Source organism: Lacibacter cauensis, assembly GCF_007830055.1.
GTDB lineage: Bacteria > Bacteroidota > Bacteroidia > Chitinophagales > Chitinophagaceae > Lacibacter > Lacibacter cauensis.
The window spans coordinates 34,184-54,019 of the sequence record NZ_VLLE01000003.1; the positions used below are offsets into that span (position 1 = coordinate 34,184).

Below are 19,836 nucleotides of genomic sequence, written 5' to 3' on the forward strand. Positions count from 1 at the left end.
AGTTTTATATCATTCCAATTACCATCTTTGTAACATGAAGTTTGTAACCACTTTATGCTTACTCGTGCTTTGTCTTTCGGTAGCGGCACAAGATGTGTCCGGCCTTTGGCGTGGGCGTTTTACAAGTACACATCCGTTACAACTATCGGCTAATTACAAATACGAACTGCTGATTTTTCAGGACGGCAACAAGCTTACAGGTTACTCCTATTCTACTTTGCTGGATGGCAATTTTTATGCAGTTTGCGACATCAAAGGAACGCTGTTTGATGGCTATATGGTGATCACTGAAACGAAAACCATCTATGAAAATCCACCTGGCGACAACAACAATTTCCAAACGCACATTCTGTTTATCAGCGGAAATGGTACAGAAGCAACAGGCGACTGGAAGCAAGCCCATAAACGTGTGACACAACTTTTCGAAGACGCCGGAAAAACATTTTTGAAAAAAGAAGACGATCCTTCCAAATCAGGACTACTCAAAATTCTTGAACAAAAAAATGCAGTCGTTATTGCACCTAATAAACCGGTAGCGGAAGAAACTAAAGGATCGCCATCAAGCAATGCCGACACGATTAAGCTGGCAGAACGCCCGTTGAATATTCTGCAAACAATCAATGTCACCAGTGACAGCATTAACATCGAACTCTACGATGATGGTTTGGTAGATGGTGACAGCGTTTCCGTATTTACCAATAACAACATTCTTTTGAGTAAGGTAGCCTTAACAGATAAGGGCCTGAAACAACGCTTAGCAGCTCCTTCTCGTTCAGAAGATCTGCTGATTTCGCTGTATGCAGAAAACCAGGGCAGCATTCCTCCGAATACCGGCTTGCTCATTATCCGTGCAGATGATAAGCGTTATGAAATTCGTTTTACATCCGATACCAAACAAAGCGCAGCCGTACGAATTAAGCGGCAGTAATCAAATCTGCTGTTAACTTTGTACATGACTTCTACAGAACCGATTCGTCTTACACAATTTTCACATGGCGCTGGCTGCGGTTGCAAAATTGCACCGGCCGTATTAGAGCAGATACTTCAATCAAATCTTACATCCATCACAGATCAACGTTTGCTTGTTGGCAACAGCAGTAAAGATGATGCTGCAGTTTATGACATTGGCAATGGTCAGGCTATTATTTCCACGACAGACTTCTTTATGCCCATAGTGGATGACGCCTTCAGCTTTGGACAAATTGCTTCTGCCAACGCCATCAGCGATGTATATGCTATGGGCGGTAAACCAATACTGGCTATTGCTGTTCTTGGTTGGCCCGTTGAAAAGTTGCCCGCTGCGTTAGCGCAACAAGTACTTGATGGTGCCCGCAGTATTTGTGCAGAAGCAGGTATTCCATTAGCCGGTGGACACAGCATTGACTCCCCTGAACCCTTCTTTGGCCTTGCAGTGAATGGCCTGGTACAGCATACACATCTCAAACAAAATAACACAGCAACCGAAGGCGATCTTTTGTTCCTCACCAAACCTATTGGTGTTGGTGTATTGAGTACTGCAGAAAAAAGATCGTTGTTGAAAGAAGAACACATAGGCATTGCAGCAAAACAAATGAAACAGTTGAACAAAATTGGTGAGCAACTCGGAAAACTCGCTGCTGTTACTGCGATGACTGATGTAACCGGTTTTGGATTGCTTGGTCATTTAATTGAAATGGCTGAAGGAAGTAATCTTTCTGCAGAACTAAACTATCAGCATATTCCTTTTCTTGAAGCCGCAAGAGCATATGCTGCACAACGCATTGTACCCGATGCAACCTACCGTAACTGGAACAGCTATAACAGCAAGGTTTCGTTTGGTAGCGGTGTAAATGTAATGGAAGCATTTAACCTGTTGCCCGATCCGCAAACAAACGGGGGATTACTGATTGCAGTTAAAGCAGATGCTGCAACCAAAGTGCAAGAGTTATTTGCAGAAAGTGGAATGACTCAATTTGCACAACCGATTGGACGAATGATAAACCAGACAGAAAAAATAATCAACATCTTAGCTTAAGAATTGACTCAACAATCTTTATTGGAGAAGCTTGTCGATCCTTGCGGCAAGCTTTTTATCTTTCTCTGTCACCACATCGCCAGCATCGTGTGTGCTTAACCAAATTTCAACCTTGTTCCAAACGTTTGTCCAGAGCGGATGATGATCCATTTTCTCTGCCTCCAATGCAACACGGGTCATAAAAGCAAAGGCTTCAGAAAAATTAGCAAACTCAAATTTGCGGTAAAGCTTATTGTCTGTTTCCTGCCACATAGCGTTTAATTTATCAGAGAATTAAATGTTGTTTGTTCTTGATTTTTTCGTTGTTCAACTCTATTACCAACTGTACTGCAGGCAATGACCGGATATCATTGATCAACGCCAGTTCATCCTCTTTTGAAGGCAGATCACCTTTAATCAGCCAGAGATAATCGAGATGCTTAAATTCCGGTAACAGGTATTCGCCATCGTACTGGTTTTTGTAGAGATAATAGCAAAGAGCTTTATGCGGTTCCTGAAATTCGAACACAGAAAAAAAGTAATTCCTGTTTTTCTTGGTGAGCTGAATTTCTATTTCGTTGTTGATGCGGAAATCGAAGCGGAGCGATTGATTCACCTGCCATACAAACTGATGACTTTCGAGCGATGCCATGATGCCCAACAGCAAGGTGTCCTCAAAAAACTCCTCGGCCAGTAACTCGTTGTCAATTTTCAGTTTCATACACTATTTTAAAAAGCAATATCAAACTCGAGTTCTTTATCACCTCGCTTCACTTTTACTTTTGTAGCATCTCCTTTCTTAAACTTACTCAGGGTTTGCATATAACTCTCTACTGAACTGATAGCAAACTCTCCCAACTTCACCACAATATCTCCGGTTTTAATTCCGGCTTTTTCTGCTGCTCTTCCTGCACTCACACCATCAACTTTTACACCCGCTCCGCTAAATGTATAATCGGGCATAATACCCATACTTACTGTAAAACGTGCTGACGTAGTAGTTTGCTGCTCTCTTGTTTTCGTAAAAGCAAGCTTTGGCTCTTTCTCGGTTCTGCTGATTAAACGGGTTATGTATTTTACTATCTGCAGCTGACCAACATAGTTGATCTTATCAAAATCATCGCTGGGTTTATGGTAATCAGTATGCAGACCTGTAAAGAAAAATAAAACAGGAAGATCTTTTCTGTAGAACGATGTATGATCGCTAGGACCCGTACCACTGCTGTCTACTTTAATGTTGAAGGCGGGTTTCTTTTCGTTGATGAGCGTACCCCATGCAGGAGAAGTACCGATACCGCCAATAGTAATCGTTTTGGAACTATCGCTGAAACGACCCACCATATCCATATTGATCATGTAGTTGACATTGTTGAAAGAGATGGTTGGATGATCGGTAAAATATTTTGAACCATACAAGCCCAATTCTTCTCCACTGAAAGCAATGAAAAGATAGTTGATTGTTTTTTCGCCTTTCAGCTTCAGCAACCTGCTTAGTTCAAGCAAAGCAGCAGTACCACTTGCATTATCATCAGCACCATTGTGAATCGCTTTTTCGCCGGTGTGGCGAGAGTTGTTATCTTCTCCATAACCCAAATGATCGTAATGCGCACCAATGATGATGGTTGTAGCTGCATTGTTATCAATGTACGCCACAACATTATGACCCTTACGGATCTTATCGCCCTGTTCAACCTTCAACTTAATATCCATCATGTGCGACGGATCGGCAGCCAGCTTTGCTGCTATTCGTTGCTGTAAAACAATTACCGGAATGGTTGATAAAGCTGATCGGTCTTTCCCATCATATTTCAAACCGGCATCCTTTGTTCCGCTGTTGTAAATAATCAACGCTGTTGCACCTTTCTGTACAGCATCTTTCTCTTTGGTGCGGATTGCGTTTACCAAGTCGAAATGGGGATTCTTTTCATTATCACTCAACAACTCTTTGATATCCCAAAACCACGCACTGCCGCTTTCGTGCAAGCTGGCAGCTGCAACCGCTTCCATACTTCCGTTTGCGCTCCATGCCAACGGGAAAAAATCAATCTCTGCTTTTAAATGCTCGCCATCAATAATAAAAAAACTGGAAGGAAGAACCTGTTTTCCTTCGTTTACTTCAAAAGGTTGTAAAAAGCCTTTTTCACCTTTTGCTGTTAATCCGTTCTTCTCAAACTGCTGTGAGATATAAACATACGCCAGCTCTTCGCCTTTTGTACCTGTACGGCGTCCTTCCAGCTGATCGCTTGCAAGGTAACTTACATGACTACGGAGATTTTCAAGACTAATCTTATCTGCCTTATTAAGCTTTTGTGCATTGGAAATTGTAAAAACAAAGAAGGCGATACTTACAACAACAACATTTTTCATGAACGTAGGAGCAATTTGGCTGTAAAGGTAAACAGATGCTTGGTTACTTACCCACGACCATTAAAAATTAAACAGCTCTTTACATTGGCTCAGAATGTTTCCGAACTTCGTAAACATCCTCAGAAAATTTGCTCCTACATTTGCACTTGCTTTTCATGGCCACAAATACTATCCATATTGCTTTAGTTGGAAACCCCAACAGCGGTAAAACCTCCTTGTTTAATACACTTACCGGTTTAAACCAGAAAGTGGGCAATTTTCCGGGGGTTACAGTCGACAAAAAAACAGGTGAATTTAAGATCAGTGATCATACAACCGCCGAGCTGATTGACTTACCCGGCTCGTATAGTTTATACCCACGTCGTGCAGACGAATGGGTGAGCTATAAAGTGTTGATGAACCAGGACAGCGATGTAAAAGCCGATGTGGTAATTATAGTTGCCGATGCAAGTACCTTAAAGCGTAACCTGTTATTTGTATCGCAGATTATTGATCTGAAAATACCCGCTGTATTGTCGCTGACGATGATGGATGTGGCCCGTAAAAAAGACATCCAGATTGATGTGAAGGCGCTGGAACGTGAGTTGGGGATTCCGGTTGTGCCGGTAAACCCACGGAAGAATAAAGGTATTGATCAACTGAAAAAAGCTGTTGAAGCAACCACGAAACAGCAGTACCGTCCGCCGGCTTTCGATTTTATTCCCAATAAAAATCTTGCAAGCGAAGCTGTAACAGAAGTCAAAGAGCTGTTACCGCAGCTGAGCGATTACTCAGCCATTCATCATCTCATCAATCACGAATCGTTTCTGCTTTCAAAAGAGCAACAGCAAAAGATTGAAGAAATTGAACAACGCAACAAAGTACAGCACACCCGCATACAGGCCGAAGAAATTATGCAGCGCTACCAGCGCATTAAACAAATTGTACAAACAACGATCACTGAGGAGTCGCCTGTTAAAAAACAAATGATTGCAGAAAAGCTCGACAGAGTGCTGCTGCACCGTTTTTGGGGTTATGCTATTTTATTAACGGTGTTGTTCCTTTTGTTCCAGAGTATTTTCTGGATAGCACAATACCCGATGGATATGATTGAGTTGTTTTTCCTCAATCTTTCCAATTGGTTCAGCAGCTGGCTACCGCAAAACAAACTCACCGATCTGTTCATCAATGGTGTACTTGCCGGGCTAAGTGGCATTTTTGTTTTTGTGCCTCAAATCATGATCCTGTTTGGCCTCACAACCATACTGGAAGAAACCGGTTACATGGCACGCATTGGTTTCTTAACCGATAAAATTATGCGCAAGGTTGGGCTTAACGGTAAAAGTGTAATGCCCATGATCAGTGGCTTTGCCTGCGCCGTACCTGCCATTATGAGTGTGCGGAATATTGAAAACCGTAAAGAACGTTTACTCACTATATTGGTTACTCCGCTCATGAGTTGTAGTGCCAGGCTACCGGTTTATACAATTTTGATTGCATTGGTTGTACCAAAAGAATATTACCTCGGCTTTTTAAGTCTGCAGGGTTTGGTAATGATGGGGCTTTATGTATTTAGTGTATTGATGGCTTTGTTTGTTGCGTATGTTGCCAAACGATTCATCAACATCAAAGAGAAAAGCTTTTTTATCCTGGAGCTTCCGTTGTACAGGCATCCCCGTTACAAGAATGTATTGCTCACTATGATTGAGAAAGCAAAGATTTTTGTGTTTGATGCGGGTAAGGTTATCATGATCATTAGTTTGCTCTTATGGGCACTGAGCAGTTACGGACCGGGTGATCGTTTAGAAAAAGTTACTGCGCACTACGAACAACAGATTGCTGCAAATCCTGCTCAACAAGATCTGTTGGAAAAAGAGAAAGGAGCTGCTTTATTGCAAAACTCCTACGCCGGTATTATGGGACAATATATTGAACCCGTTATAAGGCCTCTTGGCTACGATTGGAAAATTGGTATTGCCCTGATTACCTCTTTTGCGGCACGTGAAGTGTTTGTTGGAACCATGGCAACCCTGTATTCGGTAGACAGTGATGGTGCTGATGAACAAACGCTGCGGCAGAAAATGAATTCGGCAGTAAATGAAAAAGGCGAAAAGATTTATTCGCTTGCTACCGGTGTTTCCTTAATGCTGTTTTACTTATTGGCTATGCAATGTATGAGTACACTTGCAGTTGTTAAAAGAGAAACCAACAGCTGGAAATGGCCGCTCATTCAATTAACGTATATGACCGTACTGGCTTACGTTATCAGCTTCGTGGCTTACCAGCTGTTGAGTTAATTACTTTACCAGCTTACAGTATTCCTGATTCTGTTGACTGTTTGATCATAGATCCGACGGATCATTTCTCCCATTGCATCATCACGTGAAGGCAGTGGCTGGTTATTGCTGCGGTTGATCAACGTCAAATCATTATTATCCAGTGCCCGCTTATCGCCGGTATATCTTGCAAACTCGTACGTGTACCGATAGTTTGACGGAATACGATCCCACAGAACCTGTTCACGTGTATCGGTATTAGTGATGATGAGATTAAGATCGCCGGTTGCATTCAACTCACGCTCGGTTACATACACGGTTGCCACAACAGTAGTGTAGATCGGTTTATTGGCCGTATCCTTTCCTGTTTCAATTTGCTTGCTTCGGTTATAAGTTCTGTTACGGTCTGGATTCTGATCAAACCGAACATTGCGCCAGATTAAATCCACTACAAAGTCGGGCGACTTTCCGTTTCTTCTTAATTCGTATTGATCATAAAAGCGTGCAGGAATGCTGTTGGAACCCTGTCCACCCAAATCACGAATCATATTGCTGTGATACTGGCGATCTCTTCCGTTCAATGAATTCCATCCAAAACTGCCCAGGCCCAGTACATCGTATTCAAAATTATTGACCAACACCTGTACAATACTTTTATCAAACGCCTCTTTCATTTTTACTGCAGCATCACGGTAGTTGGATACGTATTGCATTGCTTTATCAAATGCATAATACGCTTCTCTGTTGCCCGCCCTTGTATTCAACAATAACTGGTCGGATGCGTAATAATAAAAGTCGTTTGCTGCAGAATCTTTGGTAGCCATCAGGCGTGGATACACATTCACCGGCTTCACCATGCGGATAGCATATGCATTGCGGTTAACAATATCATACATCCGTTGTATGCCTTCCAGCTCAGCAATAAGCCGGTCCCACTTTGCAGGAACGGGATCGTATTGGTAATTATCGAGTCGTTGTTTGGCTTTAATATAACCGCTGTTATAAACGTTTTGAATTTCGGCCATCAACTTATCGTCGCTGCCTTTTTTATTAAGCCGATTGATGAGTGATAGTAAATCCTTTTCCTCGTTGGGGATGCGGTTAGTGCGGCAAGAATAAAGTGTAGTTACAAGTAGAAAAATGGGTAAAAGTTTCTTCATAAATCGGGTGGTTGGTTATTGCATAGACTTGGAGGCAACTGTTTTCGTTGCCCGTAAAACATGATTTAACAAACCGGACAACAAATCCGGCAATGCTTAAACCACAACTACAGCTATTTTATTGTACAGATGATGGATCTTTTTTCCAGTCGCTGAAATCTTTATCGCTCCAGGTTGTAGGGCGGGCGTGTACTCCTGCAACAAAATCAAAATGCACATAGTTTACCGCCTTTGCTTCCAGCAGGTTTAAGGCAGCAAACGAAAGATACTGCTCTGCACCGGAGTTACCGGCACGTTCGGTTAACCATTCGGCAGAAGGTATTTTTACAAACAGGGTGTCGCCGGATATATGATCGAACTCAAGCTTCACCTCGGCATATGTTTTATTAACACCATTAATGATCGCCTGTGGTACGGTAACAGAGTCAATAGGGGCATAAATGCGTTTCATGGTTTCATCTTCTGCACTGCAATCCCATATCACTACCGTGTCCGTTGCAAACCACTGCTGTGGCTGGTTCACCTCTTTGGTTAAATCGCTTTCTTTTTCTTTGGAAGCATCATTATTGCAGGCAATTACTGCAGCAATCGTTACAAACAGGAGTAAATACTGTTTCATGTGTTGATTTATATTTTATTTGGCCACATGGTATTCGTCATAATAAAATATTCATCTCCGTTTCTGATAAAATGAATATTTTATCATGACTCATTTCATGTGTACGCTGGTTTAATGTTTTAAATGTTCACATGCCCGTGCCGAGGGTAAGGCACATTTCCTGTCTTAAAGCTACTGAAGACTGCTGATGTTGCGAACTGAATATTTAAATTCGTTTAAATTTTTCCTTATGGGTAAACGGAGCTCCTATTTAGACATTGTTTTAAACCCTTTTAACCTGCTGCGTACCAAACGCATCCTGCACGTTAACCCAACCGTTATCCCCCACCGTGTAGAACCCGAACAGATAAACCTCTATGTATACGATTATGATCATGAAAACCTCTATGAAGAAAAATTAAGCGAGGTAAAAGATGCATTCCGATACAAGCATACTGCCAGTGTAACCTGGATTAATGTGGATGGTATACGCCGCAAGGATATTGAAGAGATCTGCAACCACTTTAATGTGCATCCATTGGTAATGGAAGATATTATGAGTATTGGACAGCGGCCAAAGGTGGATGAAATTGATGGCGTAATCTTTTGCCTGTTGAACATGCTTTACTTTAATGAAAAAGATTCTGCTGTAGAAACGGAACAGATCTCGATTGTATTGGGTAAACAGTTTGTGCTCAGTTTCCAGGAAGATGCATCGAGAGATGTGTTTAATCCGCTGCGTGATAAAATACATTTCCGCAACAATAAACTACGGCAAAGCGGTACCGATTATTTGTTTTATGCCCTGATTGATTTGATTGTAGATAACTACTTTGTTGTAATGGAAAAGCTGAGTGATAAGATTGAAGTACTGGAAGAAGATATCATCCGCAGTCCCAATAACCGTTCGCTTGCAAAAATTAACCAGCTGCGTAAAGAAATGATTGTGTTGAAACGCAACATCACGCCCGTTAGAGATATGGTTAATGGTATTCTGCGCAGCGAAAGCGCATTACTCAATGAACGCACCACCAAGTATTTTAAAGATGTGTACGACCACATTGTACAGGCGGCAGATCTTGCAGAAAACTATCGTGATATGATGATGAACTTACACGATCTGTATTTGAGCAATGTGAATCTGAAGATGAACGAAGTAATGAAAGTAATGGCGATTGTAACCTGTTTACTGGCGCCGGCAACCGTCATCGGTGGCATGTTCGGGATGAACTTTGACATTATTCCCTATGCACATCACCAGTTCGGCTTTTATCTCGCCTGCGGAATGATGATTCTCATTCCGATTGTGATGCTGTATATCTTTCGTAAAAGAGGATGGTTTTAAATTTATGCATATGAAACAACTGCTTGCATTCCTGTTGCTGCTTAGCTCATTCACAGCTGCTGCACAAAACGAAGAACAGAAAATTAAAGAACTGGGGTTACAATTACCACCCGTCAGTAAGCCAATTGCTAATTATGTAAAGTATGTGCGCACAGGTAATCTCCTGTTTCTGGCGGGGCACGGTCCATCAAAAGCTGATGGAACAAACATAACCGGTAAGGTGGGTAAAGACTTAACGATTGAGCAAGGCTACGAAGCTGCAAAAATTACTGCCCTCAGTTTAATTGCGACCTTGAAAGATGCATTGGGTGGCGACTTGAGTAAAGTAAAACGGATTGTAAAAGTGAACGGCTATGTAAACTGTTTGCCCGATTTTACTGATCAACCGAAAGTAATTAATGGTTGCAGCGATTTGCTGGTAGCTATTTTTGGTGAGCGTGGAAAGCATGCCCGTGCTGCCATGGGTATGGTTGCTTTACCATCGAATATTGCAGTAGAAATTGAATTGGTTGTAGAAGTAGAATAAGCTTTTAGAAATGCTCCATACTCTTGAGCATTTCATATTCTGTTTCAAAGCTGCGGTGTTTAAACCAGCCGATGATACCGCCACCGCCTAACCAAAAACATACTTCAAGCAGCATGAACAAAACACCCATGGGGTTGACATAAAAACCAATAAATGCTTGTGGGTCGAAAACAAATTGCAGGAGCTTAATCACCAGCATACAAACTAAACCTTCCCGCAAAACCCCATGGAAGAGAATATACTTCCATTTGGGAATGGTCCTACGTTTTTCCCAATGTTTCAGAAATTTCCGTTGCCTGGGAGTGAGCCGATAGGGATGGTAGTTACGAAAGTCGTTAAATGCCACTTAGTTTTAAGCCGTTGATTTTGGTTGTTTATAAATAGGAACGGTGCTGCATGGTTCGCCGTACATGATGCTTTTTGCTATAGGTCGTAAGCGTTTGGTGATTTCCATATAGGCCGACTCCGGAATTGGCTCATCGCCACATCCTTTTACAACTACACGTTGATTGGTATATGCTTCTACACTAAGTGCTGCTATCGCCTGCATTAACTTCTGCTTTTTCCATTCTTCCTTTGAGCCAAGAAATACTTCTGCTGCCACAGGTTGTAATAAAGCCGCTACCAGCATATACGCCCACATTGGAACAATGGCATCTGTACTACAGGTTACCAACACCGTTTTATCCACATACGCCGAAAGATCTGTTTGCTGCAGAGAAGCACGAAACTCTTTTTCTTTAACAATGAGACCCATAAAAAGATAGTCCTTTAAATCGAAGAGAACCGGCTCTTCAACAGGCATCATGCTTTCAAGATCAATGGTTTGTAAAGAACTTTCTGCAACACGGTTTACTATCACTTCACTCATAATTAAAAAAGATTAGGATAGTAAAATTACTTCAAATATGCCATTTCCTTTTTTACGAAAGAATAGTATCGTAGTTTTTCATTCATTCCATCGTAAAACTACTGTTAATAAAAATGGGCATAACTCTCGTTATGCCCATTCGCTATTTCTTAAAGTTTCGATTAATAAAACTTAATTCTTCTGTCTTTAACAGTGGCTGCACTGCGTAATGCCTGCAACGAAGCATTTGCGGCACTTTGTTTCATACCGCCTTCCATTTGCGCACGACGATCGGTATAAGCTGCATTGCCTGCAGGTAATAAACCAACATTTTCTGTACGGAACAGGAATACTGCAGAATTGCCGGCAACGGGTTCGCCTACTTTTCCTTTGTTAGCCGGGTTAAATGCTGCACCTGTTAATTTTGGTTCCATACCTACACCTGCGATGAACGGAGAGTAGAAAGAAATACTATCTGCACGGAGCACATTTGTTTTATATGAAGCAGCTACCTGGTTTAAATCTCTGTTGTTACCGATTTTCGAAATAATTTCAGCTGCTTTCTTCTGATTGCGGATAATGCTTTCAACCTGTACACGAACGGTTTTCGCATCGGGCAAACCTTCTTCACGCTCTTCGGTAATTAAAGCAACGACAACTTTATCGCCTAAGGTTGTAGGTTCAGAAACATCACCTTTGCCATTCTCATAAATCCAACGTACAAAATTGCGTGCACCACCCAAACCAATAATTGAATAATCGGTAGGACGCACTTCAGCTACACGTGGTACAAGCTTATTCTTTGTTACTGCAGCATCGAACTGGCTTGCATTACGTGCTTCTGCAGCAAACTGTGCAGCAGCTGTACTTGCGCTGTTGATGGTTTCATCACTTGGCTCAACTGTACGTGAGAAATAAGCAACTTTATAAGCCGGTTCAATTTTCTTTTGATCAAGAATTTCAATGTAGTGGTAACCGAAATTTGTTTTCACTACCTGCTTACTGCCTTTGCTGTTGTAAAAAATAAATTCAGCAAACTCCTTTGCAAGACTTCCAAACTGTTGAGATGTGAATTCGTACTCACCAGCTTTCTCTTTCGAACCTTGATCGGTAGAATATTTCGTAACCATTGCAGCAAAGTCTGCACCACCGGCAATTGCTTTCGCAATACTGTCGGCTTTTACTTTTGCAGCACTATCAGTCATTAAAACAGTACCTGATTGTGGATCGACTGTACCAATTAAGATGTGACGGCACTTTACAGAATCGGGCATTTCACGCTTAGCAATCATTTTTGCCAACACGTAGTTACCACCATCTATATAAGGACCGAATACGCCACCAACAGGTAAGTTGCGGATTGAATCAGCATTCGGAACTTGCATGGTTGATTTCAACACATAACCATCATAGTAAGGTGTTGCAGAACTATTGGCAATAATAAACTGTGCTGCATCCGTAGCAGTTGCAAACGCATCTTTCACTTTCACTACCTCATTTAAAGCGGCAGTACTATCTGCTTTGTTCGGAGCAGCATCAAAAACAACGTAAGCAATGTTGCGGCTTTCTGTTTGTTTAAATTCATTTTTATGTTTACGTACATAGGCATTAATATCCTCATCGCTCACTTTTACCGCACTGTCGCTGATAGTTGTGTAAGGAACAGCTACATAACTGATCGACGCAATACTGCTTTGGTCGTTCAATTCTTTATCGCTTAACCATTTTGGATAAAACACTGCACCAGATACCAAAGCAGCATACTTCATACGTAAACCGTTCTGAATAATATAATCGATGATATTACGCTCAACATATACACGCTGCGGATCGTTTGCCTTTTTCTTCTTTAAAGAGTTGATAAACTGGCGTGCAGCAGCTACATCATAATTACCGTTTGCATCTTTAAACTGTTGTGCAAGCGCAGGTGGAGGATTAGATCCGTACAATGCATCATCCAGATCAGCTGAACTGAATACCAAGCCTAACTTTTCGTATTCTACGGTAAGAATAATTTCTTCTACTTCATTATTCCACAACATTTCGTTCAATTGCTGACGCATTTCATCATTAATGTCCATACCCTGCGAACGGTAACCATTCTCCATTTCTGATAAACGCTGGCTAAATGTGTTCACATCAATGTTCTTTCCGTTTACAGAACCAATTGATGTGCCCTGCGAACTGCCGCCACGGCCACGGCCGGCAAAATAATCTGTCAAAATAAATCCAATAAGGCTCAAAGCAATCACAGCAATACTCACAGCTGCATACTTTTCACGAATCTGCTGAATAATGGACATAATAATATATTGTACGTTATAAAAGTGAGCGGCAAAAATAGGGGAAAAAGATGTTTGAACAAATTGTGGAAAACTCCCGTAAACAGCACAGGACAAAGGTTTTAGAATTTGGCAGCCCGATCTTTTCATTTCCCCGAAACTAAATGCACAACCCTGTGTTGATAAACCCGTTTTCCTGTGGATTTCCTGCTGTTGAAAACGGGGATAAAACCGTTAATGAAAAGTGAGCAGATTATACCGGCAGCCAACCTGCCCGAAGTAACGTTCACAACCCCACAGTTATCCTCATTTCGATCACAGCATTTTTTGAAGTAACTACTACTGTAGTTGTACAAACAATTTATAATCCCCCATTGTGTATAAACAACAAAAAGCCTTGTCTGTATTGTATTTGCTAATGTGAATGAGTTGGTAATAACTGTGTATAACCGATAAGCATCAGTAAAAACAAAAAATTCCTGTTCACAGATATCCACGAATTCACAGTCATAATACTAATAGATTATTTAATAAAAAAGATAATTAGTAAGATATACTAGGGTAAATGCACAAGTTTTTTTGAAGTAGCTTTGAATCGAAATTAAAGTTTGCATCATGAGTACAACGCTTGTAACGGATCCGAAATTGAATGTAGAAAAAAATGGCTTTCTGGACATTGAGCTTGACCCTGAAATGGATCTGTTTGCAGAAATTGAACGGTTGAAGAAAGAAAAAAATGCAATCATCCTGGCGCACTACTACCAGGAACCCGATATACAGGACGTAGCCGACTACATTGGCGACAGTTTAGGGCTGGCACAAAAAGCACAACAAACCCAGGCCGATCTGATAGTGTTTGCCGGTGTGCATTTCATGGCCGAAACAGCGAAGATCCTCAACCCTACTAAAAAAGTGGTGATACCCGATCTGAAAGCCGGTTGTTCCTTGAGCGACAGTTGTCCGCCGCCCCTGTTTGCACAATTCAAAGCCCAGCATCCCGATCACCTGGTTATTTCCTACATCAACTGCAGTGCGGGTATTAAAGCCCTCAGCGATATCATTTGCACCAGCAGTAATGCACAACAAATTGTGGAAAGCCTGCCCAAAGAGCAGAAGATCATTTTTGCGCCCGATAAAAACCTGGGAGCTTACATCAACAAAGCAACCGGCCGCAACATGGTGCTGTGGGATGGTGCCTGTATGGTGCATGAAATTTTCAGTGTGGAAAAGATCAGTAAGCTGAAGTTGCGTCATCCGAACGCTAAAATCATTGCCCATCCCGAATGTGAAGAACCGGTTTTACGACTGGCAGATTATATTGGCAGTACCACCCAGCTGTTGAAGTATACCGAGAAAGATGCCGCTACCGAATACATTGTGGCTACAGAAACCGGTATTCTGCACCAGATGATGAAGAGTAATCCGCAGAAAACATTTATTCCTGCACCGCCCAATAACAGCTGTGCCTGCAATGATTGTCCGCACATGAAACGCAATACGCTGGAAAAAATTTACCTGTGCATGGAATACGAGGTGCCTGAAATTACCATGGATGAAGAATTACGGCTGGCAGCGAAAAAGCCCATTGACCGTATGCTGGAGTTGAGTGCACAATTTGGACTGATATAAAGGATAAAAATAAAAAAGGGGCCAGATAGAAATCCTGCCCCGTTTTAAAATCCAATATCCTATGAAAAACCGAGTGTAAGATAGACACGATTTTGAGAATGTAAAAGATTTTGCGTCTTTTTTTTAAAAGATTAGCGGTTTTTACGTACCAAAGCCCGTGCTTTTTCCAGATCGGCTGCTGTATCTATCGAAACGCCAACAGGTTCTGTTATTGCCATTCGTATGCGGTAACCATTTTCCAGTAAACGTAACTGCTCCAGTTTTTCGGCCTGCTCCAATAAAGAAACAGGTAACTGAATAAACGATAACAAGGCTTCTTTGCGGTACCCATAAATACCAATGTGTTTGTAATAAGGTACCGGAGCAGTACTATCCCGCTTAAACGGAATGGTACTGCGGCTGAAATACAATGCATCCATTTGTTTATTCACCACCACTTTTACACAGTTAGGATCGTTTACCTGTTCTTCATCAGTAATGATGTGCATCAACGAACCTACATCAACCGAAGGATCACTGAATAACGCACATAATTTTTCAAGTGATTGTTTTTGTACAAAGGGTTCATCGCCCTGCACATTCATCACAATATCTGCATCAATATCTGCAACTGCTTCAGCAATACGGTCGCTGCCGCTTTCGTGTTCTTTTGTACTCATTACTGCATTGCCGCCATTGTTTACTATTTCATCATAAATAACGGGGCTGTCGGTTGCAACCAATACCTTACTGAACAAACCGGTGGCTACTGTATTTTCATACGTGGTTCTGATAATGGTTTTATCATGGAGTAACTGCATGAGCTTAGCAGGAAAACGGGTGGCCGCATAACGGGCAGGTATAACAGCAATAATTCGCATGTAACAAATGTAAACGAACTTTAAACAATGCCGCATTACTGAAATGAAATGATACATTTGTTTTTCTTAAACGAATTCTATGCATGCTTTAACCCGCATTTGTACCTTTTTTATTTTAGTTGTATTCCTATCGGCCGCAGCGCCCATGAAGAAAAAAAAGTGGATTTCTTTGTTTGATGGCAAAACGCTTAACGGCTGGAAAGTTGGTGCCAATGCTGAAACGTTTACAATAGAAAACGGAGCAATTGCAGTGAATGGAAAAGTAGCACACCTGTTTTACGATGGTGATGCAGGTGCCCATGATTTTAAAAATTTCGAGCTACAGCTCGATATCATGACGATGCCCGGCTCGAATTCCGGTGTTTATTTTCACACCCAATACCAGGAAAGTGGATGGCCGCAAAAAGGTTACGAAGTACAGGTGAATAATTCGCATACCGATTGGCGACGCACTGCCGGCTTATACGCTGTGCAAGATGTAAAAGAAGCTCCCGCCAAAGACAATGAATGGTTTACCATGCACATTGTTGTAAAAGAAAAACATGTAACCGTTTTTGTAAACAAGCAACAAGTGGTTGATTATACAGAACCCGAACATCCCGAACGCCCCAAAGGAATGGAAGGACGCTTACTGAGCAGTGGTACCATTGCCTTGCAGGGGCATGATCCGAAAAGTAAAGTGTTGTATAAAAACATTAAACTGCGCCTGCTCGATTAAGCTTTAACTGCAGCAGGTGCATTGTTGAACTGTTTGTACTTACCCAATAATTTACCTGTTATATATACTGCAGGTAATACCACCGTTTTTACAAAGCGAGGCATTTCGGTAATATCAAACTCCGATTTATAACGGGTGGCTAAATAAGCAATTTCAAACAAGGCGGGCTTTGCAGCACCGCTTTTTTGTTGTGCAGCAAACAATGCCGATAAGAAGAAGACGGTATTGTAAGCCGGTTGTACATAGCCCTTGCAATGCAGCCTATCGGTACCTGCATTCCAGAAACGGTGGGGAACACCCCGTTTAAAAAAGACGGTATCACCGGGGCCGGCAAATTTTTTTCCTTCGCCTTTTATTTCATAACCGAGGTTACCGTTTACCACTGTAAACACTTCGTCCTGCAGCCAGTGTGTGTGCATGGCAGGCCCAATATTGGGTGCTACAAAATTTTCGGCAAGTAATTTTTCACCATCGGGGTGCGGAACAACGGCATGAAAAATAATCTGTTCGCCAAGTGCATTTTCGATGCTGTGTGAAAAGCTGCTATGCATAACAGTATGTTTATGCAACGAAACTAGTATGCATCCATAAATGCTGCCAGCCGAAAGCGATGTGTTGCAACAAAAGCTGTATGAATTGCAAGCAGTTTATGCTTCGTACAACTCAATGGGTAAACCATCGGGGTCGGCAAAGAAGGTAAAGCGCTTGCCGGTAAATTCATCGGTGCGGATGGGTTCGGTTACAATGTTGTGTTGCTGCAGTTGTGTACTTGCAGCTGCAAGATCTGTTACTGCAAAGGCGAGGTGACGCAGTCCACAGGCTTCGGGCCGGGATGGCCTTGCCGGTGGTGAAGGAAAGGAAAACAGTTCTATGATATACTGACCATTTACTGCCAGATCGAGTTTGTACGATTGCCGTTCGGCACGATATACTTCCCGGATGATGGTGAGCCCCAGTACTTCGGTATAAAATTGTTTTGATTGTTCGTAGTTGGAACAGATGATAGCGATATGATGAACAGCGTTGAGCATGGTGCTTGTTTGATTGCAAAGATGCGAGGAAGAAAGTGTAGCGTGTTTATCATTTTTTCTTAGCGGTTGGTGTAGACAGCAACCCGTAAATTAAGATTGAGTTTTGACAAGACATGCATACACCATGCAGTTTTGCTGCAGCGGGGGGCGACGCAAAGCGTCGGTCATCACCTGAAATGCTACTGGGCTATTGGTACCAGCTGACATTCATCCATTAAGCTTTTGAATAAAATTTTATCTTTAGTATCACCGTTCATTACCCGTCGCCAGGGGCGACGTAAAAGAATTGCCCCGCCGACCGCAAAGCTGTGAACGTTGGGCGAAATCATATACTTAATGCGATATAACATTTTGATTGGCACAAAGTGGGGCAAATACAACATTCTCCTTATCAATGGAACTGAACTTGACAAAGTTCTTAATGCATATGAGCAGGGAAAAGAAACAATTTTTGTAAAGGGAAATAGGTATTCATTCAATGAATTAATGGATATTCAAATTTTTCAGTTTGAACGTAATGAAATAGAGACTGCAGACCAGCTTTTAGAAATCTGTCGAACAAATAACTTGCTGTCAAAAAGTTTTATACCGGGCGATCACTGGATTTCTGAAGAAGTGCTTAAAAAGTTGGGCAAAAGAGTCACCGAACACTTTATAGAAGATGAATTTGGTCACAAGCAAAAGCAAGAGAAGCAATTAGTTCAAAACCACTGGTTTGTTGAACCATCAAGGATTGAAGAACTTGCAAACATAAAAAACCAACTAACGGATTTTACAAAGCTTTGTGAGTTTTGCAGAGAATTGAACATTGCCTATTCGAACGAAATGTATTTAGCAATTCCAATGATTGTCCGGGCAATTATAGACCACATTCCGCCAGTTTTTGGGAAGTCAAACTTCGCAGAAGTATGTGGCGGCTACGGAACTAAAAGTTTTAGAGACAGCATGAATAACTTGGACAAGTCCAGCCGCAAAATTGCCGACGCATATCTCCATACTTCAATTAGAGCCAAAGAAGTCCTTCCTAATCGAACCCAAGTGAATTTTAAGCACGACTTGGACGTTCTTCTTCAGGAAATTGAAAGAATAAATAAAACATGACATCGACCAACATTGGTGTGCTGCTATGACTGGGCGACGGAATAAACTTCGGTTGTTTGCAAGCATCGGCGTAGTGCTTATCTTCAACCATAAACTAAACCGGGCAGCAGTTCGGGGCTGGACGTTCGATGGATGCCGCCACACCTGAAAGCCCTGTACGTTACTTGCAATGCTAAATGACCGACACTACTACCATAGAACTAAAGAATATAGACCCAGGAGACATCTCAGATGTTTTGGTAAAAATTGAAAAATCTTTTGGATTCAAGTTCGGCGACACAGAACTTAAAGACGTCAAAACCTTCGGTGAACTCTGCGACATAATCACAAGCAGAGTTCAGGGCGACAATGTAGACGACTGCACGAATCAACAAGGATTTTACAAAATTCGCAATGCTATAGCTACGATACAGGCTACAGATAAAAACTCAATTACGCCTGACACAAATCTTCAACAAATCTTTCCTCGACCTAATCGTAGAAAAAAAATTAAAGAGCTAAAGAATGAGTTAGATATGGCTGTTGATATTTTAGATATAAAAGGATGGTTGAGGTGGACAATATTCAGCGGTGTTGCAGGTTCGCTTATTATGTTCTTCTTTAATTGGAAACTTGCATTAAGCGGCCTGACTTTTTTCATAGTAATTAGTTGGGCGGCATATAATTTTTTTGCGAAGGAATTCAAACTTGCAACCGTTGGACAATTGACAGAAAAACTTGTAAGAGAGAATTATTTGAAGTCAAGGCGTAACAGTTCAACAATAAATCGAAATGAAATAGCTAGAAAAGTAAAAGAGTTTTTCAGCAAGGAATTAGATTTAGAAGAGGAAGTGTTGACGAGACAAGCAACCTTTGTCTGACAGAGAAGCACTGCAAGTAACATGCAGTTTTGCGGCAGCGAGTGGCGACGCAGAGCGTCGGTCAACACCTGTAATTCTATTAAGCTTTTGAATGAAATTTTATCTTTAGTATCAACGTTCACCACTCGTTACCAGGGGCGACGTACAACAATTGCCCCACCGACTGCAAAGCTGTGAACGTTGTATGTCATGCCAGGCGACACAATCTTTCAAACCTGCACGCCTGTTTGCGTATCAACACGTTTACCAAACAAATTTTGT

At 41.7% G+C, this 19,836-nt stretch carries 20 protein-coding genes; 9 read left to right on the forward strand and 11 right to left on the reverse strand.

What is annotated here, in order from left to right:
- The first annotated feature begins 34 nt into the window (after nt 1–34).
- Together IQ13_RS05410 and selD are read left to right on the forward strand one after the other, a co-directional pair.
- Complete coding sequence (locus IQ13_RS05410) at nt 35–928, forward strand: hypothetical protein (protein ID WP_144885090.1); 894 nt, start codon at nt 35–37, stop codon at nt 926–928.
- 24 nt (nt 929–952) lie between these two features.
- A complete protein-coding gene (gene selD / locus IQ13_RS05415) occupies nt 953–2,014 on the forward strand; it encodes a selenide, water dikinase SelD (RefSeq protein ID WP_144885091.1) in 1,062 nt (353 codons plus the stop codon).
- An 18-nt stretch (nt 2,015–2,032) separates the two neighbouring features.
- On the opposite strand, the gene IQ13_RS05420 is transcribed toward selD, so the two are convergent.
- From IQ13_RS05420 to IQ13_RS05430, 3 genes are read right to left on the reverse strand one after another with little or no spacing between them, the layout of a single operon-like run.
- Nucleotides 2,033–2,266, reverse strand: a complete 234-nt coding sequence (locus IQ13_RS05420) for a 4a-hydroxytetrahydrobiopterin dehydratase (RefSeq protein WP_144885092.1) — start codon at nt 2,264–2,266, stop codon at nt 2,033–2,035.
- Between the two features lie 13 nt (nt 2,267–2,279).
- Nucleotides 2,280–2,714 carry an IPExxxVDY family protein gene (locus IQ13_RS05425; RefSeq protein WP_144885093.1) on the reverse strand — a complete coding sequence of 145 codons (435 nt, stop codon included), beginning with the start codon at nt 2,712–2,714 and terminating at the stop codon, nt 2,280–2,282.
- An 8-nt stretch (nt 2,715–2,722) separates the two neighbouring features.
- Entirely contained in the window at nt 2,723–4,360 is a 1,638-nt protein-coding gene (locus tag IQ13_RS05430; protein WP_144885094.1) for a M28 family peptidase, read from the reverse strand.
- Between the two features lie 155 nt (nt 4,361–4,515).
- On the opposite strand from IQ13_RS05430, the gene feoB reads away from it, so the two are divergent.
- Nucleotides 4,516–6,636 carry a ferrous iron transport protein B gene (gene feoB, locus IQ13_RS05435; RefSeq protein WP_144885095.1) on the forward strand — a complete coding sequence of 707 codons (2,121 nt, stop codon included), beginning with the start codon at nt 4,516–4,518 and terminating at the stop codon, nt 6,634–6,636.
- Nucleotides 6,637–6,641: 5 nt separating this feature from the next.
- Here feoB and IQ13_RS05440 read toward each other — a convergent pair whose 3' ends face one another.
- Nucleotides 6,642–7,775, reverse strand: coding sequence for a hypothetical protein (locus IQ13_RS05440; protein ID WP_144885096.1), 1,134 nt, complete (start codon nt 7,773–7,775; stop codon nt 6,642–6,644).
- Between the two features lie 118 nt (nt 7,776–7,893).
- Nucleotides 7,894–8,394 (reverse strand): hypothetical protein, encoded by a 501-nt coding sequence (locus tag IQ13_RS05445; protein WP_144885097.1) that lies wholly within the window; start codon nt 8,392–8,394, stop codon nt 7,894–7,896.
- Nucleotides 8,395–8,623: 229 nt separating this feature from the next.
- Here IQ13_RS05445 and corA point away from each other — a divergent pair, with 229 nt between their 5' ends.
- Nucleotides 8,624–9,718, forward strand: a complete 1,095-nt coding sequence (gene corA, locus IQ13_RS05450; protein WP_144885098.1) for a magnesium/cobalt transporter CorA — start codon at nt 8,624–8,626, stop codon at nt 9,716–9,718.
- Between the two features lie 10 nt (nt 9,719–9,728).
- Nucleotides 9,729–10,244, forward strand: coding sequence for a RidA family protein (locus IQ13_RS05455; RefSeq protein ID WP_199758193.1), 516 nt, complete (start codon nt 9,729–9,731; stop codon nt 10,242–10,244).
- A gap of 4 nt (nt 10,245–10,248) precedes the next feature.
- Here IQ13_RS05455 and IQ13_RS05460 read toward each other — a convergent pair whose 3' ends face one another.
- The 3 genes from IQ13_RS05460 to IQ13_RS05470 all read right to left on the reverse strand — a co-directional run bounded on the left by IQ13_RS05460 (nt 10,249) and on the right by IQ13_RS05470 (nt 13,397).
- Nucleotides 10,249–10,590, reverse strand: a complete 342-nt coding sequence (locus IQ13_RS05460; RefSeq protein WP_144885100.1) for a hypothetical protein — start codon at nt 10,588–10,590, stop codon at nt 10,249–10,251.
- Between the two features lie 6 nt (nt 10,591–10,596).
- Complete coding sequence (locus IQ13_RS05465; RefSeq protein WP_144885101.1) at nt 10,597–11,115, reverse strand: DUF2480 family protein; 519 nt, start codon at nt 11,113–11,115, stop codon at nt 10,597–10,599.
- 161 nt (nt 11,116–11,276) lie between these two features.
- The gene (locus IQ13_RS05470) at nt 11,277–13,397 is read right to left on the reverse strand and encodes a peptidylprolyl isomerase (RefSeq protein ID WP_158637324.1); all 2,121 of its coding nucleotides are present in this window, start codon (nt 13,395–13,397) and stop codon (nt 11,277–11,279) included.
- Between the two features lie 594 nt (nt 13,398–13,991).
- Between IQ13_RS05470 and nadA the strand changes: the two genes are divergently transcribed.
- Nucleotides 13,992–15,005, forward strand: a complete 1,014-nt coding sequence (gene nadA / locus IQ13_RS05475; protein ID WP_144885103.1) for a quinolinate synthase NadA — start codon at nt 13,992–13,994, stop codon at nt 15,003–15,005.
- A 131-nt stretch (nt 15,006–15,136) separates the two neighbouring features.
- Here the strand turns inward: nadA and kdsB are convergent, their stop codons facing one another.
- Nucleotides 15,137–15,865, reverse strand: coding sequence for a 3-deoxy-manno-octulosonate cytidylyltransferase (kdsB, locus tag IQ13_RS05480; protein ID WP_144885104.1), 729 nt, complete (start codon nt 15,863–15,865; stop codon nt 15,137–15,139).
- A 79-nt stretch (nt 15,866–15,944) separates the two neighbouring features.
- Here kdsB and IQ13_RS05485 point away from each other — a divergent pair, with 79 nt between their 5' ends.
- Nucleotides 15,945–16,583, forward strand: a complete 639-nt coding sequence (locus IQ13_RS05485; RefSeq protein WP_144885105.1) for a 3-keto-disaccharide hydrolase — start codon at nt 15,945–15,947, stop codon at nt 16,581–16,583.
- On the opposite strand, the gene IQ13_RS05490 is transcribed toward IQ13_RS05485, so the two are convergent.
- On the reverse strand, nt 16,580–17,134 hold the full coding sequence (locus IQ13_RS05490) for a cupin domain-containing protein (RefSeq protein WP_144885106.1): 555 nt from the start codon (nt 17,132–17,134) through the stop codon (nt 16,580–16,582). The genes IQ13_RS05485 and IQ13_RS05490 overlap by 4 nt on opposite strands.
- A 96-nt stretch (nt 17,135–17,230) precedes the next feature.
- Nucleotides 17,231–17,614 carry an SMU1112c/YaeR family gloxylase I-like metalloprotein gene (gene gloA2, locus IQ13_RS05495; protein ID WP_144885107.1) on the reverse strand — a complete coding sequence of 128 codons (384 nt, stop codon included), beginning with the start codon at nt 17,612–17,614 and terminating at the stop codon, nt 17,231–17,233.
- Between the two features lie 336 nt (nt 17,615–17,950).
- Between gloA2 and IQ13_RS05500 the strand changes: the two genes are divergently transcribed.
- Together IQ13_RS05500 and IQ13_RS05505 are read left to right on the forward strand one after the other, a co-directional pair.
- Complete coding sequence (locus IQ13_RS05500) at nt 17,951–18,715, forward strand: hypothetical protein (protein WP_144885108.1); 765 nt, start codon at nt 17,951–17,953, stop codon at nt 18,713–18,715.
- 176 nt (nt 18,716–18,891) lie between these two features.
- The gene (locus IQ13_RS05505) at nt 18,892–19,575 is read left to right on the forward strand and encodes an acyl carrier protein (protein ID WP_144885109.1); all 684 of its coding nucleotides are present in this window, start codon (nt 18,892–18,894) and stop codon (nt 19,573–19,575) included.
- Nucleotides 19,576–19,836: the final 261 nt, after the last annotated feature.

Coding starts and splice junctions, on each gene's coding strand:
- IQ13_RS05410 (WP_144885090.1), top strand. CDS start 35: ATGAAGTTTGTAACCACTTTATGCTTACTCGTGCTTTGTCTTTCGGTA.
- selD (WP_144885091.1), top strand. CDS start 953: ATGACTTCTACAGAACCGATTCGTCTTACACAATTTTCACATGGCGCT.
- IQ13_RS05420 (WP_144885092.1), bottom strand. CDS start 2,266: ATGTGGCAGGAAACAGACAATAAGCTTTACCGCAAATTTGAGTTTGCT.
- IQ13_RS05425 (WP_144885093.1), bottom strand. CDS start 2,714: ATGAAACTGAAAATTGACAACGAGTTACTGGCCGAGGAGTTTTTTGAG.
- IQ13_RS05430 (WP_144885094.1), bottom strand. CDS start 4,360: ATGAAAAATGTTGTTGTTGTAAGTATCGCCTTCTTTGTTTTTACAATT.
- feoB (WP_144885095.1), top strand. CDS start 4,516: ATGGCCACAAATACTATCCATATTGCTTTAGTTGGAAACCCCAACAGC.
- IQ13_RS05440 (WP_144885096.1), bottom strand. CDS start 7,775: ATGAAGAAACTTTTACCCATTTTTCTACTTGTAACTACACTTTATTCT.
- IQ13_RS05445 (WP_144885097.1), bottom strand. CDS start 8,394: ATGAAACAGTATTTACTCCTGTTTGTAACGATTGCTGCAGTAATTGCC.
- corA (WP_144885098.1), top strand. CDS start 8,624: ATGGGTAAACGGAGCTCCTATTTAGACATTGTTTTAAACCCTTTTAAC.
- IQ13_RS05455 (WP_199758193.1), top strand. CDS start 9,729: ATGAAACAACTGCTTGCATTCCTGTTGCTGCTTAGCTCATTCACAGCT.
- IQ13_RS05465 (WP_144885101.1), bottom strand. CDS start 11,115: ATGAGTGAAGTGATAGTAAACCGTGTTGCAGAAAGTTCTTTACAAACC.
- IQ13_RS05470 (WP_158637324.1), bottom strand. CDS start 13,397: ATGTCCATTATTCAGCAGATTCGTGAAAAGTATGCAGCTGTGAGTATT.
- nadA (WP_144885103.1), top strand. CDS start 13,992: ATGAGTACAACGCTTGTAACGGATCCGAAATTGAATGTAGAAAAAAAT.
- kdsB (WP_144885104.1), bottom strand. CDS start 15,865: ATGCGAATTATTGCTGTTATACCTGCCCGTTATGCGGCCACCCGTTTT.
- IQ13_RS05485 (WP_144885105.1), top strand. CDS start 15,945: ATGCATGCTTTAACCCGCATTTGTACCTTTTTTATTTTAGTTGTATTC.
- IQ13_RS05490 (WP_144885106.1), bottom strand. CDS start 17,134: ATGCATAGCAGCTTTTCACACAGCATCGAAAATGCACTTGGCGAACAG.
- gloA2 (WP_144885107.1), bottom strand. CDS start 17,614: ATGCTCAACGCTGTTCATCATATCGCTATCATCTGTTCCAACTACGAA.
- IQ13_RS05500 (WP_144885108.1), top strand. CDS start 17,951: ATGCGATATAACATTTTGATTGGCACAAAGTGGGGCAAATACAACATT.
- IQ13_RS05505 (WP_144885109.1), top strand. CDS start 18,892: ATGACCGACACTACTACCATAGAACTAAAGAATATAGACCCAGGAGAC.